General features: G+C 64.9%; 17 protein-coding genes. 3 read left to right on the top strand and 14 right to left on the bottom strand.

Features of this window, described 5'->3' with window-relative positions; all coding sequences use genetic code 11:
* Position 1: 1 nt before the first annotated feature.
* From LAQ58_RS04400 to LAQ58_RS04365, 8 genes are all read right to left on the bottom strand, one after another.
* Positions 2–1,075, bottom strand: a complete 1,074-nt coding sequence (locus LAQ58_RS04400) for a methionine synthase (protein WP_224449400.1) — start codon at positions 1,073–1,075, stop codon at positions 2–4.
* Positions 1,072–2,094, bottom strand: coding sequence for a 5-methyltetrahydropteroyltriglutamate--homocysteine methyltransferase (locus LAQ58_RS04395; RefSeq protein ID WP_224449399.1), 1,023 nt, complete (start codon positions 2,092–2,094; stop codon positions 1,072–1,074). Before LAQ58_RS04395 ends, LAQ58_RS04400 begins: the two co-directional genes overlap by 4 nt.
* A gap of 100 nt (positions 2,095–2,194) precedes the next feature.
* Positions 2,195–2,833, bottom strand: coding sequence for a HemK2/MTQ2 family protein methyltransferase (locus LAQ58_RS04390; RefSeq protein ID WP_224449398.1), 639 nt, complete (start codon positions 2,831–2,833; stop codon positions 2,195–2,197).
* A complete protein-coding gene (locus tag LAQ58_RS04385; RefSeq protein ID WP_224449397.1) occupies positions 2,830–3,999 on the bottom strand; it encodes a mechanosensitive ion channel family protein in 1,170 nt (389 codons plus the stop codon). The genes LAQ58_RS04390 and LAQ58_RS04385 overlap by 4 nt, the downstream gene beginning before the upstream one ends.
* Positions 3,992–4,864 (bottom strand): 16S ribosomal RNA methyltransferase A, encoded by an 873-nt coding sequence (locus tag LAQ58_RS04380; protein WP_224449396.1) that lies wholly within the window; start codon positions 4,862–4,864, stop codon positions 3,992–3,994. Before LAQ58_RS04380 ends, LAQ58_RS04385 begins: the two co-directional genes overlap by 8 nt.
* A gap of 93 nt (positions 4,865–4,957) precedes the next feature.
* Positions 4,958–5,557, bottom strand: coding sequence for a DUF655 domain-containing protein (locus LAQ58_RS04375; RefSeq protein ID WP_224449395.1), 600 nt, complete (start codon positions 5,555–5,557; stop codon positions 4,958–4,960).
* Positions 5,558–5,601: 44 nt separating this feature from the next.
* Complete coding sequence (locus LAQ58_RS04370) at positions 5,602–5,958, bottom strand: RNA polymerase Rpb4 family protein (RefSeq protein WP_224449394.1); 357 nt, start codon at positions 5,956–5,958, stop codon at positions 5,602–5,604.
* A 1-nt stretch (position 5,959) separates the two neighbouring features.
* The gene (locus LAQ58_RS04365; protein ID WP_224268726.1) at positions 5,960–6,253 is read right to left on the bottom strand and encodes a 50S ribosomal protein L21e; all 294 of its coding nucleotides are present in this window, start codon (positions 6,251–6,253) and stop codon (positions 5,960–5,962) included.
* Between the two features lie 96 nt (positions 6,254–6,349).
* Between LAQ58_RS04365 and LAQ58_RS04360 the strand changes: the two genes are divergently transcribed.
* Positions 6,350–7,516, top strand: a complete 1,167-nt coding sequence (locus tag LAQ58_RS04360; protein ID WP_224449393.1) for a cystathionine gamma-synthase — start codon at positions 6,350–6,352, stop codon at positions 7,514–7,516.
* A 405-nt stretch (positions 7,517–7,921) separates the two neighbouring features.
* Here the strand turns inward: LAQ58_RS04360 and LAQ58_RS04355 are convergent, their stop codons facing one another.
* The 6 genes from LAQ58_RS04355 to LAQ58_RS04330 form a co-directional block, all read right to left on the bottom strand.
* Positions 7,922–8,188 carry an elongation factor 1-beta gene (locus tag LAQ58_RS04355; RefSeq protein ID WP_224335270.1) on the bottom strand — a complete coding sequence of 89 codons (267 nt, stop codon included), beginning with the start codon at positions 8,186–8,188 and terminating at the stop codon, positions 7,922–7,924.
* 2 nt (positions 8,189–8,190) lie between these two features.
* Entirely contained in the window at positions 8,191–8,370 is a 180-nt protein-coding gene (locus tag LAQ58_RS04350; protein WP_224268723.1) for an HVO_2753 family zinc finger protein, read from the bottom strand.
* Between the two features lie 92 nt (positions 8,371–8,462).
* On the bottom strand, positions 8,463–9,512 hold the full coding sequence (locus LAQ58_RS04345) for a tripartite tricarboxylate transporter permease (protein WP_224449392.1): 1,050 nt from the start codon (positions 9,510–9,512) through the stop codon (positions 8,463–8,465).
* Between the two features lie 184 nt (positions 9,513–9,696).
* On the bottom strand, positions 9,697–10,029 hold the full coding sequence (gene rpl12p / locus LAQ58_RS04340) for a 50S ribosomal protein P1 (protein ID WP_224449391.1): 333 nt from the start codon (positions 10,027–10,029) through the stop codon (positions 9,697–9,699).
* Between the two features lie 24 nt (positions 10,030–10,053).
* Positions 10,054–11,097: a 50S ribosomal protein L10 gene (locus tag LAQ58_RS04335; protein ID WP_224449390.1), complete on the bottom strand. Its 1,044-nt coding sequence runs from the start codon at positions 11,095–11,097 to the stop codon at positions 10,054–10,056.
* Positions 11,094–11,735, bottom strand: coding sequence for a 50S ribosomal protein L1 (locus LAQ58_RS04330; protein ID WP_224449389.1), 642 nt, complete (start codon positions 11,733–11,735; stop codon positions 11,094–11,096). Before LAQ58_RS04330 ends, LAQ58_RS04335 begins: the two co-directional genes overlap by 4 nt.
* Positions 11,736–12,015: 280 nt before the next feature.
* Between LAQ58_RS04330 and LAQ58_RS04325 the strand changes: the two genes are divergently transcribed.
* Together LAQ58_RS04325 and LAQ58_RS04320 are read left to right on the top strand one after the other, a co-directional pair.
* Complete coding sequence (locus LAQ58_RS04325) at positions 12,016–13,014, top strand: DUF302 domain-containing protein (RefSeq protein WP_224449388.1); 999 nt, start codon at positions 12,016–12,018, stop codon at positions 13,012–13,014.
* Positions 13,015–13,080: 66 nt separating this feature from the next.
* Positions 13,081–13,803: a ZIP family metal transporter gene (locus tag LAQ58_RS04320; RefSeq protein ID WP_224449387.1), complete on the top strand. Its 723-nt coding sequence runs from the start codon at positions 13,081–13,083 to the stop codon at positions 13,801–13,803.
* Positions 13,804–13,816 lie beyond the last annotated feature (13 nt).

The raw sequence follows: 13,816 nt of genomic DNA, 5'->3' as shown, positions 1-13,816 counted from the left end.
GTCAGTCTGCCGTCGGTACCGGTGCGTCGAGGTCGATCTCGTTCGCGTCGAGTTCCTTCTCGACCTCGCGGGCGGCCGTGACCAAGTTCTTCATCTTCCCGTAGGCGATCTCGCGCGGCAGGAGTTTGAGCCCGCAGTCAGGCGAGATGGTGAGTTTCTCCGGTGGGACGACCTTCAGCCCCTGCTTGATGTTCTCCTTGATCTCCTCGACCGGTTCGACCTCGGCGGTGTGGGCGTCGACGACGCCGAGCGCGAGGTCAGGTTCGAAGTCGGGTTCGGTGAACACGTCGATCTGCTCGTAGTCGCCGTTGCAGAGTTCCACGTCGAACTCGTCGATGGGGAACTCGTTGAGTTCGGGGTAGATGCGCGAGTAGTCGCCGTAGCAGACGTGCAGGCCGATGCGAACCTCCTCGGGGATTCCGTCGGCGATGCGTTCGAGACACTCGCCGACGATGGCGTGATCGTCGGGCGTCGTCGCCAGCGCGGGTTCGTCTATCTGGACGTAGCGCGCGCCCGCTTCGACCAACTTCTCGATTTCGAGGTTGACGAGGTCCGCGAGGTCGTAGGCGAGTTCCTCCTCGTTCTCGTACGCCTCGTTGAACGACCAGTTCGCCAGCGTGTACGGTCCCGTGATGGGGACTTTGACGGGTCGTGAGGCCACGTCGCGGGTGAACTCGAACTCGTCGACGAGCCACGGTTCGTCGTACTCCACCTCGTCGGCGACGCTCGGCTTGTCGAAGTAGTTGTGGCCCCACACCTTCACCGGACCGTTGAACTCGTAGCCGTCGATGCGGTCGGCGAAGAACTCGACCATCTCGTTTCTGCGCATCTCGCCGTCGACGACGGTGTCGAGTCCGGTGCGCTCGTGTTCGTGGGTGATGACCTCCGAGGCGTCGTCGTACGCCTCCGCGAGGTTGTCGGCGTCGAAGCGCGCCTCCTCGTCCTCGGCGAGCTCTTTCGCGCGGTTGAGCCACTTCGGCTTCGGATAGCTGCCGACCACCGTCGTCAGGAGGAAGTGGTCGTTCTCGTGCACGTCCGGGCGGAACTGCGCTCTGTTGTCGGCGTCTCGGCTCATGCTTGTACCTCCGTCTCCTCGCCACGAGCGAGGGCGACGCCCTCGGCCAGCGCGGCCAGTTTCTCTCGATATTTGTTCACGGGCAGGTAGAACAGTTCGGTGTTGCTCGTCGCGTAGACGGTGTCGAACTCCTGTGCGGGGATCTGATCCTGGACCCACTCAATGCGGTCGCAGACGGTCTCGGGCGACTCGACGAGCGTGTTCTGGCCGTCGACGAGGCCGAGCGCAACGCTGTCTTTCGTGCCGTACTCGTTGATGTTGTACAGCGTCTGCGAGCGGTCGCCTGCCACCACGTCGAAGCCGACGGCGTCCACGTCGGCGTCCATCAGGTGCGCGTACACCTTCTCCTCCAGCGCGCCCCAGTAGCTGTGGACGACCACGTCGGCGTCCGTCGCCGACGCGACCGTGTCGATGGCTTCGCTCGCTCGCGCGTCGAGGCCGTCTTCGGGCGCGTTCTCGACGAGCGACGGTTCGAGGAGGAACAGTGTCTCGTGCTCGGGGAACGCTTCGACCTCACCGGCGAGGAACTCCGAGACACCCTCCAAGAACGCCTCCTCGTCGCCGTAGTGCTCGTCGGTCGCGAGGTCCGAAAGCGAGTACGGGCCGGGGAGAACCGCCTGCAGCGAGTCGTCACCGCCGAGCAGTTCCTTTGTCGCCTCGAGTTCCGCGGCCACGTCGCCGGAGAACCCGAGTTCGCCGACGACCTGCGGGTCGCGGTAGAAGTTGTTGTTGTCGTAGTACCGGACGATACCGCCTGTCTCGACGCTGTCGTGGACGGTCAGCGGGTGCGCGAGGTTGTCGTCCCAGCGGAGTTGCCCCTCGACGACTCGGTCCACCCCGGCAGACGTCTGGTCGGCGACGACTTCTTCGCGGGCGCGGTCGTACGCGTCGACGATTTCGGGACCCTCGTCACCGCTGACGAGGTCGCCTTTCTGGTGGCCTTTCAACTCCGAGAGTCGCTGTTTCGCCCAGTCGGGCAACGGATACAGCCCTGGCGTCGTGGCTACGAGTTCGGTCATCACTCGTGGCTAAGAAATGCCGACGCTTAATATTTGCTAATGGAGAAAATAATTGTGGGTTATCCGGCGCGGCGAACGGGGTCGAACGGACGGGCGTGAGTCAGTCGACGAGCCGAAGAATCGACAGCGTCTCAAACGGGTACGACTCTTCGGCGACGCTCTCCACGTCGAACCCTCGGTCTTTCGCCCGCTGAACCACCTCGTCGTAGCCCGACAGACTGCTCACGAGGAGCAGCGCCTGTCCGCCCGAAGCGAGTACGCGACCTACGTCGTCGACGAACGGGTCGATGAGCTTTCGGCCGGACTCGCCGCCCGAGAGCGCAACTTCCATCCAGTCACCCCAGTCGTTGTCGGGGTCGGTCGGAAGATAGGGCGGATTGAAAAGCACGGTGTCGAACGCGCCGTCGGCAAAGGGCGAAAAGAGGTCCCCGCGAACGACGTCGAACCCTTCCCCGCCCTCCGCTCGCAGGTCGTCCGCCCGTTTTTTCGCCTCGCGACAGGCGTGGGGGTTGAGGTCGGAGGCGACGACTTCGGCATTGGTCTCGGCGGCGACTTTCGCGGCGACCCACCCCGACCCGGTGCCGACTTCGAGCGTCCGCCCGCGGGCGCGTTCGACCGCGGCTCTCGCGAGGAGACCTGAGTCCTCGGCCGGTTGGTAGACGCGCGTCTCGACGCCGCGGCGCTCGGCCAGCGAGTGGCGGGTCGTCGCGTCTGACTCGGGCGTTTCGTCGTCGCTCATTCGCTCTCGCCTCGCCCACCGCTCTCGCCGCCGTCGGTACTGGCGCTGGCTTGCACCGAGCGCGACCCCTCGGCGAGTTTGAACCCGCCGCTGGCTTCGCGGCCCATCAGTTCGCGAACCGGGAACGGGATGTTGATTCCCTCCTCCTCGTAGGCGGATTTCACCGCCAATATGACCGCCGTCCGGGCGCGCCACTTCCGGCGCGCGCTGGGGTTGTCTATCCAGATGCGGACGCCCAGGATGACGCCCGACTCGCCGAACTCCTTGAGCACGACCTGCGGCGACGGCACTGACAGCCCCTCGTCGATACCCTTGACGGCGTCGAGCGCCACGTCGGCGGCGTGGTCGACGTCGGCATCGTAGTCGACGCCGACTTCGACGTCGATGCGGAGTCGTCCCTTCCGGGTGCGGTTGACGATGGATTTCGCGCTCACGTCGTCGTTGGGTATCATCACGTACTCGCCGTCGAACGTCTGGAGGCGGGTCGTGACGATGGAGACATGAGTGACGATGCCCTCGTTCTCGCCGATTTCGACCCAGTCGCCGATCTCGAACGGTCTCGAGAACATCAGGACGAACCCCGCCAACACCGACCCGAGCGTCTGACGGGCAGCCATCCCGACGACGATGCCGAGGAAGCCGGCACCGACGAGCAGGTTTCCGACGTTCTCGGTGAGCAGGCCGATGACGACGAGTCCGACGAGCGAGTATATGCCGACCTGCGTCAGTCGGTAGACGAGTTCGCGCTGGTGTTCGGTGATGTTGCTCGACACAGCGAGTCGCTGGATGAGGCGGCCGATGAACCCGGTGAGCGCGTACGCCGCACCGACGAGGATGAACGACAGCGCGAGTTTCGGTAACTGGGAGGCGAGATCCAAGTCGGTGTACGCGTTCTCCAACTGCGTCGTCAGCCCCCACGTCCCGATGAGGACGACGATGCCTCCCGTCGTGATGAGCGCGACAACGCCGGAGACGCCCAACTCCGAGACTTCCCACCCGCGATTGTCGGCCCACTGGTGCGCGCCGCGTCTGAACGCGAGCAGCGTCGCGGAGATGATCACCGTGACGAGAATCTGCGCCTCGGGATACGGTTCGGCGTTCGCTAACCACGGAATCAGCCCCCGCCACCCCGTCTCCTCAGCGACGAGAACGTGGGCGCTATCCATCGCCACCTCCGCGGTACTCGGCCGCGATGGCGGCGAGTTCGGCGAACTCCCTCGGCGTCACTTTCCCGGCGCGCTTTCGGAGCAGTTCCTCGGGCGCGGCGTCGACGACGGCGTTGGGGTCCGCGAGTCCAGAGATGTGCGCCGTGTTCCGAATGCTGTTTCTGACGGTCTTGCGGCGCTGGGTGAAGATGGCCTTCACGAAGTCGAGAAAGAACTGCTCGTTGTCGACGTCGTAGTCCGGGTCGCGCGGCGTCAATCGAACGATTGCGCTGTCGACGGCGGGCGGCGGCGAAAACGCCGTTGGCGGTACGGGCTCGACGAGTTCGGCCTCGGCGTAGTGTTGGGTACTCACTGAGAGGCGGCCATAGTCGGCGCTACCGGATTCTGCGACCATCCGATCGGCGAACTCCTTCTGGAACATCAGCACCATCGGGCGCTTCTCGGGCAGCAGTCGAAAGGCGATTTCGCTCGACACGCCGTACGGGAGGTTCGCGACGCACGCGGTGAACTCCGGCAACTCGACGTCGAGCGCGTCGCGTTCGACGACCGTCAACTTGCCCGCCTCGATCTCTTCGCGGAACTCCCGTTCGAGAAACGCCGCGAACGTCGGGTCGCGTTCGACGACGGTCACGCGGTCGGCGACGGCCAGCAGGCGGTCGGTCAGCGCGCCGGGACCGCCGCCGATTTCGAGGACGTGGCTCGTGTCGGTTCCTTCGGGGAGGTAGTCGGGGATGCGGTCGAGCACGCGGTCGTCGACCAGAAAGTGTTGGTCGTGGTCGGGGTCGCCGCGGACGCCCGCCCGTCGGATCAGGGCGTCCGGGTTACGTCGCTCGGGGCTGTGGGACTCTCCGTCCGACCCAGTCATTGAACGGGCTTCACACCCGACGTGGGTAAAGTTCCCGTTCGCGGTCGCTCGCCGGAGAGCGACTCTGTCGACGAGAAAGCGGTCGGAGACGCCTCATCCGTCGGCCGACCGACGGACGAACGTCTTGTACTTGAGGTCCTCGTCGCGGAGTTCCTCGATGATTCGTTCCGCGAGCACCTCCTTCGGCCTGTGGAGACCAGAGACGCGCTCTTGGAGGTCTTCGAAGTCCTCAAACGTTTTCCGCTTGCGCTGTTCGAGGATGTTGTTTCGGAGCGTCTTGCCGATTCCGGGGAGCAGGTCCAACTGGTGGAGACGGATTGTGATGGGTTGGGCGTCGTTGTAGAAGGTGACGAAACGCTCCTCGTCGGCGTCGATAACGTCGGCGACGACGTACTCCAGTTCGTTGATTGCGCTGTTCGAGAGCTCGTCGTAGTCGACGGTGCGGATACGTTGGATGTGCTCTCGCGCTGCGTTCGGTTCTATCACGACGCGGTCTCCGATACCCACGTCGGCGTCGTCGTCGAAGGTGAGTTCGACGAGGCGGAACTGCTCCTCGCCGAGCGCGTACGCTATCGGTTGCTTCTGGTACCGCGGCCGGTCGTCGTCCGGCCTCCCGTACGGGAGATAGTCGAGGACGACTGCGTACTGCGGTTGACTCTCCGCCTCGTCGTCACCGCGTTCTGAACCAGCCATAACCGTCGTATACGGTGACGGGCTATTTAAAAAATAGGCCAGGTCTACGCGTACTTGGCGACGATATCGAGAATCTCGTCGAGTTCGTCGCCCGAGAGCGCGTAGCGCTGCTGTGCGTAGACGGCGCGGAGTTCGTTGCGGTCCTGCGGGAGGAGGTCGGTGATTTTAAACGCGGTCTGTTCGTCGACCTTCTCCACCTCGAGCAGCTCTTCGACGAGTTCGCGCGACTCCTCGGGATCGAGCACGGCGAACCGGTTGACGTGCTCAATGGAGCGCGCCAACTCGTAGCGAAGCTCGCGCTCTTCGTCGGCCGCGCGCTCTGCTTCGACCTCCTGCAGCAGCGGCTTTACCTCCGAGATGGTGAGGTTCTCCTCGTCGAGCTTCTCTTTGAATATCGTCATCCTACTTCTGCGCGCGGAGGTGCGCCGGGCGCGTGATGACCGTCTTGGCCTTACCGCCGTCGTTGATTTCGACCTTGAACGCGCGGCCCTGTTTACCCAGAACCTCGCCGGTGTGGCCGTTGAAACGCGGGTGGAAACGCCCTTTACGGACGCTCGGGTCGATGTTGAGGTGGACTTTCTGTCCGACCTCGAACTCCTGGATCGCGCGCTGTGGCGGGGATGTCCCGCGCTCTCGCGGATGATTCGTCAGTTTGCCTCTCGTGCTTCCCTTGAGTGGACCGTTCGAACTCGGCATGGTCGTGGAGTGGGTTACTCACGGTCGGATTATAAAAGACACGTTCCCGCGCCGCGGAAGAGTAAGAGTAACACGTTATTGCGAACAGGTCTCCGTATGGACGACCGTTCGGAGCCACGAATCGAGACGCGCGCCATCCACGACGGACAGCAACCGGACCCCGAGACGGGAGCGCTGATGACGCCTATCTACGCCAACTCCACGTACGAACAGGACGCGCCGGGCGAGCACCGCGGCTACGAGTACTCGCGGACGGGCAACCCGACGCGGACGGCCTTAGAGGAGAACCTCGCCAGCCTCGAAGGCGGCGCGTACGGGCGATGTTTCTCTTCGGGGATGGGGTCGATAAACACCGTGATGAACCTGCTCGAATCCGGCGACCACGTTGTCACCGGCGACGACGTCTACGGTGGCACCCACCGTATCTTCACGCAGGTGTACGAGCAGTACGACGTCGAGTTCGACTTCGTCGACACCACCGACCACGACGCCGTCGCCGACGCGATGCGCCCGGAGACGAAGCTCCTGTGGGTCGAGACGCCGACGAACCCGCTCATGCGCGTCAACGACATCGCCGCGCTCGCCGATATCGCCCACGACAACGACGCACTCTGCGCGGTCGACAACACGTTCGCGACGCCGTACCTCCAGCGCCCGCTCGAACACGGCGCCGACGTCGTCAGCCACTCGCTGACGAAGTACCTCGGCGGGCACTCCGACGTGGTCGGCGGCGCACTCGTCACCGACGACGAGGAACTGGACGAGCGGTTCGGCTTCTACCAGAACAGCGTCGGCGCGACGCCGGGCCCGTTCGACTGCTTCCTCGTCCTCCGAGGGACGAAGACGCTCCCCGTCCGGATGGACCGTCACTGCGACAACGCCCGCGAACTCGCGCAGTGGCTCGACGACCACGAGGCGGTCGACCACGTCTACTACCCCGGACTCGACGCCCACCCGCAGCACGACGTCGCCGCCGCGCAGATGGACGACTTCGGTGGGATGCTCAGCTTCGAGTTCGACGGCACGCTCGACCAGGCCAGCGCCGTCGTCTCGAACACCGAGGTGTTCACGCTCGCGGAGAGTCTCGGCGGCGTCGAGAGCCTCATCGAACAGCCCTCACCCATGACCCACGCGGCGATTCCGCGCGAGGAGCGCGTCGCGGCCGGTCTCACGGATAGCCTCATCCGCGTCAGCGTCGGCATCGAGCACGTCGACGACCAGAAGGCGGACCTCCAACAGGCGTTCGACGCGGCGCTCGACTGACGCCGACGGCAGACGAACCAGAAGTCCGAGACGGACGCGGCGTTCGCAGAAGCATCTATCTCTCCCTCTGACTGTTCGTTCGTCGTGGCGACGAACGATGAAGCAAGCGAGAAATCGATTGTAGCGAACAGACGGCACAGCGATACCCACGACTCGCGGAGCGGCGCGCCGTACACCCACCTTGACCGACTCCGCAACGACTCGTCAACGCATGGGGCTGTCTGGTCCCATATTCACTGATAAACACTCGGAGCGGTTGGATGCGGTCGCTGGTGGCGGTGCGGTTCGTGTTAGGTCGTTGGACCGCGAGCGAGGTCGAACGGCCGAGCGGCCTTTTTGGTACAGATTTTTTGGCGGGGTTCGAGCGCCGCAAAGCGGCGCGAGGACCCCATTAAAAAAGGTGCGTTAGATGCGACCGACGTTCTCGACGGCGACGCTCTCGACGCCGTCGACGTTCGTGAACGCCTCCTCGATGGCTTCTGTGCCGCCGGCATCGTCGGGGACGATGACCGTCGGCAGGAGGGCGACGAGTCCGAACGCGACTTCGTCGCGCTCGAAGCCGTTGATCTTCCCGCCCTCGGGCAGCGCGTCCTCGAGACGCTCCTGCAGTTCGTCGAGGTCGATTTCGGGGCTCTGCGGCATCACTTTCATCTTGGCGGCGACTTTCCCCATGATTACGGCCCCATGAACCCGCAGTCCGGGCACTCGTAGAGGTTGCTCTGCTTGCGACACTTCGCGCACCGGTAGATGGTCAACCCGCAGTCCGGGCATTTGAACGACGCCGCGCTCATCCCGGCGATGTTGATACCGCAGGAGACACACTGGCGCTCCTGTCGCTGGTCCGTCTGGCTCATACCCAGACAAACCCGGCGACGACTTTTAATCGTTGTCTTTCACTCCCGTCTCGTCGCCCGCTCGGAACCGCCAGACGGTGTGCGGACGCGACTCAGACTCCCAGAATCAGCGGACCGACGAGCACGCCCATCAGGTGGACGCGCCGGGTTCGCAGTCGAACTGGAACGAGACCGACGAGCGACGCGACGAGGAACACGCCGACGCCGACCGGGCCGGCGAACAACCACGAGAGTGCGACCAACAGCGCGAGCACCGTCACCGAGACGACGGCGTAGTTCGCCCGCCCGACGACGCGGAGGTAGCGGTCACCGACGACCAGGACGAGGACGAATCCGACGAGTGCAGCGACGGCAGTAGCCGCGAGCAGCGCGGGCAGCGCGCCCGAACCGACGCCACCCCCGCCGTCGTCGAGCGCGACCATCACCCCGGTTCGCGGCGTGCCGAGCGCGACGAGCGCGAAGAGGGCGAACACCGTGTTCGACGTATTGGCACCGCTCGACGCGACGAGAAAGCCGCGCGCTCCTTCACCGCCGGTGTTCGGCACGAGCGGCAGCGAGAGCACCGATGCGACGGCCGCCGACACACCCGGCAAGTAGCCGACGAAAGCGCCCGCGAGCGACCCCGCCCCCGCGGTCCACCCGATCTCCCGACCCGAGAGCGTCAACGTCGCGTCGTCCTGAGGCGGGACGCCGGCGCCGTCGAACGCGTCGAGTAGCACCGGCGCGCCGAACAGGCCAGAGAACAGCGGCGCGAGCATTCCGCCGAGTGCTAGTGGCGCGTTCGGGTCCAAACCGAGCGTCGAGACGCCGAGGAGGGCCGCTAGCGCGAAACAGAACGCGCCCGCGAGCGCGGAGCGCCGCGAAGACTTGGTGACCAGCAGCGACAGGACGACGACCAGAAGGACGACAGGAAGGTGTTCTCGGACCGTTGGATACGCCTCCGTCATCAGCCACGTCACCGGGAGGGCGAGCGGAACCGCCAGCGCGACGGCGAGCACGCTCCCGAGTGCGGAGAGCCTGAGCGCCTCCCGGCCGCGCCCGGCGACGACGAGACGGTGGCCGGGAAGCGCCGTCGCCGTTATCGCCGGGTCGGGGACGCCGAGCGCGAGCGCGAACGTCGGCCGAACCGAAAGCGGGTCCATCCCGGCGAACTGGCCGCGCGTTCGTATTTAAATGGTCGTGCCAGGTGAACCCATCGTACCGGGTGAGATCATGATTTTGAGGTCTGAGCCGCCAGCGGATATCGCGGTCGCTCGTCGGGTCGAGTTCAAAAAACGCGGGATTGAGTGTCGAAACGAGACGGCGGAGTCGGCTGACGCGTCCGTTTTAACCGAACAGGTTGCCGAGACCCTCGCCGGAGGCCTCTTCGTCTTCCTCGTCTTCTTCGGCTTCTGCTTCTTCGGCTTCCTCGGCCTCGTCCTCGTCGACGGTGTCGAGTTCTTCGCTGCTGGCGGCGCCACCGGCGGGCGCGGCGGCGGGTGCCGCGGCGGCCGTCTCGATGGCGTCCTCGATGTCGACGTCTTCCAGCGCGGCGACGAGCGCCTTGACGCGGGATTCCTCGACGTCGACGCCGGCGGCTTCGAGCACCGCGGTGACGTTGTCCTCGTTGATTTCTTCGTCCGTTTCGTTCAGGATGAGAGCTGCGTAAACGTATTCCATTGTTGTGATCTCTGTTGGTGTTGATTAGCCGAACATCGCGCCGAGCGCGTCGCCGCCGTCGTCGTCTTCGTCGTCGTCGGCGTCTTCCTCGGCCGCCTGTTCGGCGTCTGCGTCTTCTTCGTCAGTCGGTTCCTCGTCCGCGGACTCCTCGGCGGGCGCCGCGGGCGCTTCCACGCCGCGAAGCTCCTCCGGGAGCGCCTCTTCGTCGTCGATCTGCGCCGCGAGCGCGCGGAGTTGCGCGTCCGCCTTCGCGACGAGGTCCGGAACGAGCTCCGGTTCGGCGATGGCGGCGCTGATGCCGACGGCCTTCGCCTCGCTCGTCGCTTTTGCGATGAGCAGCGGCGCGGTCTGCGTCGTCGGGTAGACGGCGTTGACCGAGAGGTTCGTCGCTGCCGAGACGGCGGACTGGATGTCCGCGCGGTACTCGTCAACGTCGATGTCGAGGTCCTCGGGGTCGAACAGCGTGCCCTCGGAGTAGACTGCGCGCAGGTCGAGACCGACCTCTTTTGGCTCGATACCGAGTTCGCTCAGCACGTTCGCGAGGTCGGCGCTGACTTCCTCGCCGGCTTCGAGAACGGTGGAGTCCTCGGTCACCTTGATCGAGCCGTCCATGATGCGCGCTTGCGCGCCCACCTGCTGGAGTTCGCCGACGAACGGACCCGGGTCGACGCCGGTGTCGCCCTCGGGGATGACGATGTCATTGGGCGCGATCTCGCCCGCGTTGATGGGGGCGGGTGTCTTCGACGCTTCGAGCTGTTTGTACAGCCCGAACGGGTTGTCGTTCGTCCCGACGAGCGCGACCTGCCCCTCGATGTGTTCGACGAGGTCCTCGTAGCCGCTGTCGACCTGTTCGAGCGCCCGGACGAGCAGCGTGTTGCGGCTCATCCGGACGGCCGCGCTACCGTGAAGCTCCCGCCGCATGTTCTGCAACTGTCGGCTGGGGATGCCGGTAACGCCGACGACGCCGACCGACGCGTGGTTCTCGACGAAGTCGACGAGTTCGTCGACCTCCGTCTGCTTCCACTGCGGAATGGTCTCCGTCTTGCGGACGGATTCGCTCTCGCTCATGCGCCCACCTCAACGGAGGGGCCCATGGTGGTCTTCACGTAGATGCTGTCGATGTTGAGTGGGCCTTTCTCGAGGTCCGCTTCGAGGCGACGCACGATGACGTCGATGTTGTCCGCGATTTCGTCGGCGGACATGCTGTCCGCGCCGACGCGCGTGTGGAACGTGCGCCGGTCGCGGCTCCGAAGCTGGACCGTGTTCTTCATTCGATTGACGACCTCGACGACGTCGTCGTCGGGCTGCAGCGGCGTCGGCATCTTCCCTCGGGGACCGAGCACGGTACCGAGGTAACGGCCGATGTCCTGCATCATGTTGGCTTCGGCGACGAAGAAGTCCGTCTCGTCCGCCAAGTCCTTGGCGGCGTCGGAGTCGTCACCGAGTTCTTCGAGGTCGTTTCCGTCGAGGACGTCGTCTGCGACGTCCTCGGCGCGGAGCGCCGTCTCTCCCGTGGCGAACACCACGATATGGGTGTCCTGGCCGGTGCCGGACGGAAGGACGATACTCTCGTCTACACGATTCGATGGGTCGTTGAGGTCTAGGTCGCGCAGGTTAACGGCGAGGTCGACCGTCTCGCTGAAGTTGCGAGCCGGTGCCTCGTCGAGCGCGCGAGAGACCGCTTGTACGATAGAGTCGTCTGCCATTATTCACCTCCGTAGTACGCAGGAACTGCTCCTACGGGTCAGTGAAACAGGCGTCTGCCTGTCTCACCGGAACGAGGGTCATCGCGGACTTAAAAGCGTCGAAGCGGGAGCCACCGTGTGTGAGGCGTTCGCAGTCGATAACGGCCGTCTGCGCCGGTCCACGATATCCGCTCGATGTAATTCGTCAATATGGTACACTACATTAAAAGATATTGTCCGATGGTTCCAAGCACTCTCGCGCCGGTTCTTTATCGTCTTCATCTCCGTACGGTTCGGTACGATGACCCGCGACGACCCATCGACGAGCGAACGCACCGCGACCACCGACGACGCTGTCAACACGGAAGCTGTCGATACGCACAGGACACGCGGCGACCGGTTCGACCGCCGAAACTTTCTCCGTCTCCTCGGTGTCGGGGCGGCGACGACCGGACTCACCGCGAGCGTCCCAGTCGCGAGCGCCAAGCAAGTCAACGGGGGGAGTTCCGAGAGCCAGTCGACGAGTAGATACGTCGCTGCCCTCGTCGCCGGGTCGCCGCCGCAGTCCGAGGAGACGTCGGAAACGCTCGACGTCCGACGGAGAGTCATCAGATACGTCGTCGGCACGACGACCCGGCCGGTTGTCACCGAAGGGGACGGAGCGTCACTCGACTCCCGCATCGCCGATTGCGTCGACAGCGACCCTATCCGCATCGAGTCAGACGGCACTGTCTCGGTGACGTTCTCCGTCGCCGAAGGCTGCGTACAGACGCTCTCGCTCGTCGTCTACGAACTCTCCGAAGCGGGCCTCGCACTCTCGCTCGAAGACGGCTTTCTGCTCGACTCCGACACCGGGACGTTCGAGTCGGGCGAGCACAGCCTCACCGCCGTACTGCGCGGCGAGCGGGTCGTCCCGGGTTTCGAAACCGTCGAGAGCGACGACTCGTTCGACGCGACGGTCGACCGCCTGACGAGTGCCATCGAGGACGGCCCGTTCACGCTCGTGACGACCGTCGACCACGCCCAGAGCGCTGCAGACGAGGACCTCGAGCTCCGTCCGACGACGCTCCTCGTCTTCGGGAACCCGGCCGTCGGCACGCGGCTTATGCAGGAAGCGCAGACCGTCGGCATCGACCTCCCGCAGAAACTGCTCGTCTGGGAGGACGCCGTCGGGCAGGTACACGTCGGCTACAACCGTCCGACCTACCTCGCCGCTCGCCACGGTATCACCGGACAGGCGGAGACGCTCGACCAAATCGTGCAGGCGCTTCGGGGCTTGGCGACCGGGGAGTCGGCGTAGCGACCGAAGAAGTACGTTCACAGACAAGCACCGGCCCTTTTGGAGTAGCCTCCTCTCTTTCACCCGATGCTTTCGCCGCCGTGGACGTTCGTCCTCGCTGTCGGTCTCGCGGTCATCCACCTCGAAGCCGAGCGCTTCCGCGCCACCGCGCTCGTCTCGCAGCGCGTCTGGATATCGTTCGCCGGTGGCGCGTCGCTCGCGTACGTGTTCGTCCACATCCTCCCCGAACTGAGCGAAGAACAGGAGACGCTGCGCGAGTCGAGTCTCGGTCTCCTCCCCTTTCTTGAACATCACGCCTACCTCGTCGCGCTCGGCGGGTTCGCCACGTTCTACGGCCTCGAACGGCTGGCCCAGCGGTCGCGATCCGAGGCGAACGAGGAGGAGGGCGACTGGGTGTTCTGGGTTCACGTCGCCTCGTTCGGTCTCTACAACCTCATCATCGGCTACCTGCTGGTCCACCGCATCGAAACCGGGCTTTGGAATCTGCTGTTTTTCTTCCTCGCGATGGGGTTTCACTTCTTCGTGACTGACGCGGGCTTTCGCCGCCTTCACGAGCGACCGTACCACCGTTACGGTCGGTGGCTGCTCGCGGGTGCGGTGCTCGGCGGGTGGGTCGTCGGTGAACTCGTCGGCCTCTCTGAGGTGAACCTCGCACTGCTGTTCGCCTTTCTGGCCGGTGGCGTCGTCCTCAACGTCATCAAGGAGGAACTGCCCGAACAGCGGCAGAGTAATTTCGTCGCATTCGTCGTTGGTGCAGCGGGGTACGCGGTGCTGTTGCTCTTCCTCTAAGCTCCGCGAAAAG

This window comes from Haloprofundus salilacus, from assembly GCF_020150815.1.
Lineage (GTDB): Archaea > Halobacteriota > Halobacteria > Halobacteriales > Haloferacaceae > Haloprofundus > Haloprofundus salilacus.
The sequence above is the reverse complement of the archived record's forward strand: the minus strand, read 5'-3'. Positions and strand labels throughout refer to the sequence as shown.

Coding starts and splice junctions, on each gene's coding strand:
- LAQ58_RS04365 (WP_224268726.1), bottom strand. CDS start 6,253: ATGCCGAGTTCGAACGGTCCACTCAAGGGAAGCACGAGAGGCAAACTG.
- rpl12p (WP_224449391.1), bottom strand. CDS start 10,029: ATGGAATACGTTTACGCAGCTCTCATCCTGAACGAAACGGACGAAGAA.
- LAQ58_RS04335 (WP_224449390.1), bottom strand. CDS start 11,097: ATGAGCGAGAGCGAATCCGTCCGCAAGACGGAGACCATTCCGCAGTGG.
- LAQ58_RS04375 (WP_224449395.1), bottom strand. CDS start 5,557: ATGGCTGGTTCAGAACGCGGTGACGACGAGGCGGAGAGTCAACCGCAG.
- LAQ58_RS04395 (WP_224449399.1), bottom strand. CDS start 2,094: ATGACCGAACTCGTAGCCACGACGCCAGGGCTGTATCCGTTGCCCGAC.
- LAQ58_RS04390 (WP_224449398.1), bottom strand. CDS start 2,833: ATGAGCGACGACGAAACGCCCGAGTCAGACGCGACGACCCGCCACTCG.
- LAQ58_RS04330 (WP_224449389.1), bottom strand. CDS start 11,735: ATGGCAGACGACTCTATCGTACAAGCGGTCTCTCGCGCGCTCGACGAG.
- LAQ58_RS04380 (WP_224449396.1), bottom strand. CDS start 4,864: ATGACTGGGTCGGACGGAGAGTCCCACAGCCCCGAGCGACGTAACCCG.
- LAQ58_RS04370 (WP_224449394.1), bottom strand. CDS start 5,958: ATGACGATATTCAAAGAGAAGCTCGACGAGGAGAACCTCACCATCTCG.
- LAQ58_RS04385 (WP_224449397.1), bottom strand. CDS start 3,999: ATGGATAGCGCCCACGTTCTCGTCGCTGAGGAGACGGGGTGGCGGGGG.
- LAQ58_RS04400 (WP_224449400.1), bottom strand. CDS start 1,075: ATGAGCCGAGACGCCGACAACAGAGCGCAGTTCCGCCCGGACGTGCAC.
- LAQ58_RS04355 (WP_224335270.1), bottom strand. CDS start 8,188: ATGGGGAAAGTCGCCGCCAAGATGAAAGTGATGCCGCAGAGCCCCGAA.
- LAQ58_RS04360 (WP_224449393.1), top strand. CDS start 6,350: ATGGACGACCGTTCGGAGCCACGAATCGAGACGCGCGCCATCCACGAC.
- LAQ58_RS04320 (WP_224449387.1), top strand. CDS start 13,081: ATGCTTTCGCCGCCGTGGACGTTCGTCCTCGCTGTCGGTCTCGCGGTC.
- LAQ58_RS04345 (WP_224449392.1), bottom strand. CDS start 9,512: ATGGACCCGCTTTCGGTTCGGCCGACGTTCGCGCTCGCGCTCGGCGTC.
- LAQ58_RS04325 (WP_224449388.1), top strand. CDS start 12,016: ATGACCCGCGACGACCCATCGACGAGCGAACGCACCGCGACCACCGAC.
- LAQ58_RS04350 (WP_224268723.1), bottom strand. CDS start 8,370: ATGAGCCAGACGGACCAGCGACAGGAGCGCCAGTGTGTCTCCTGCGGT.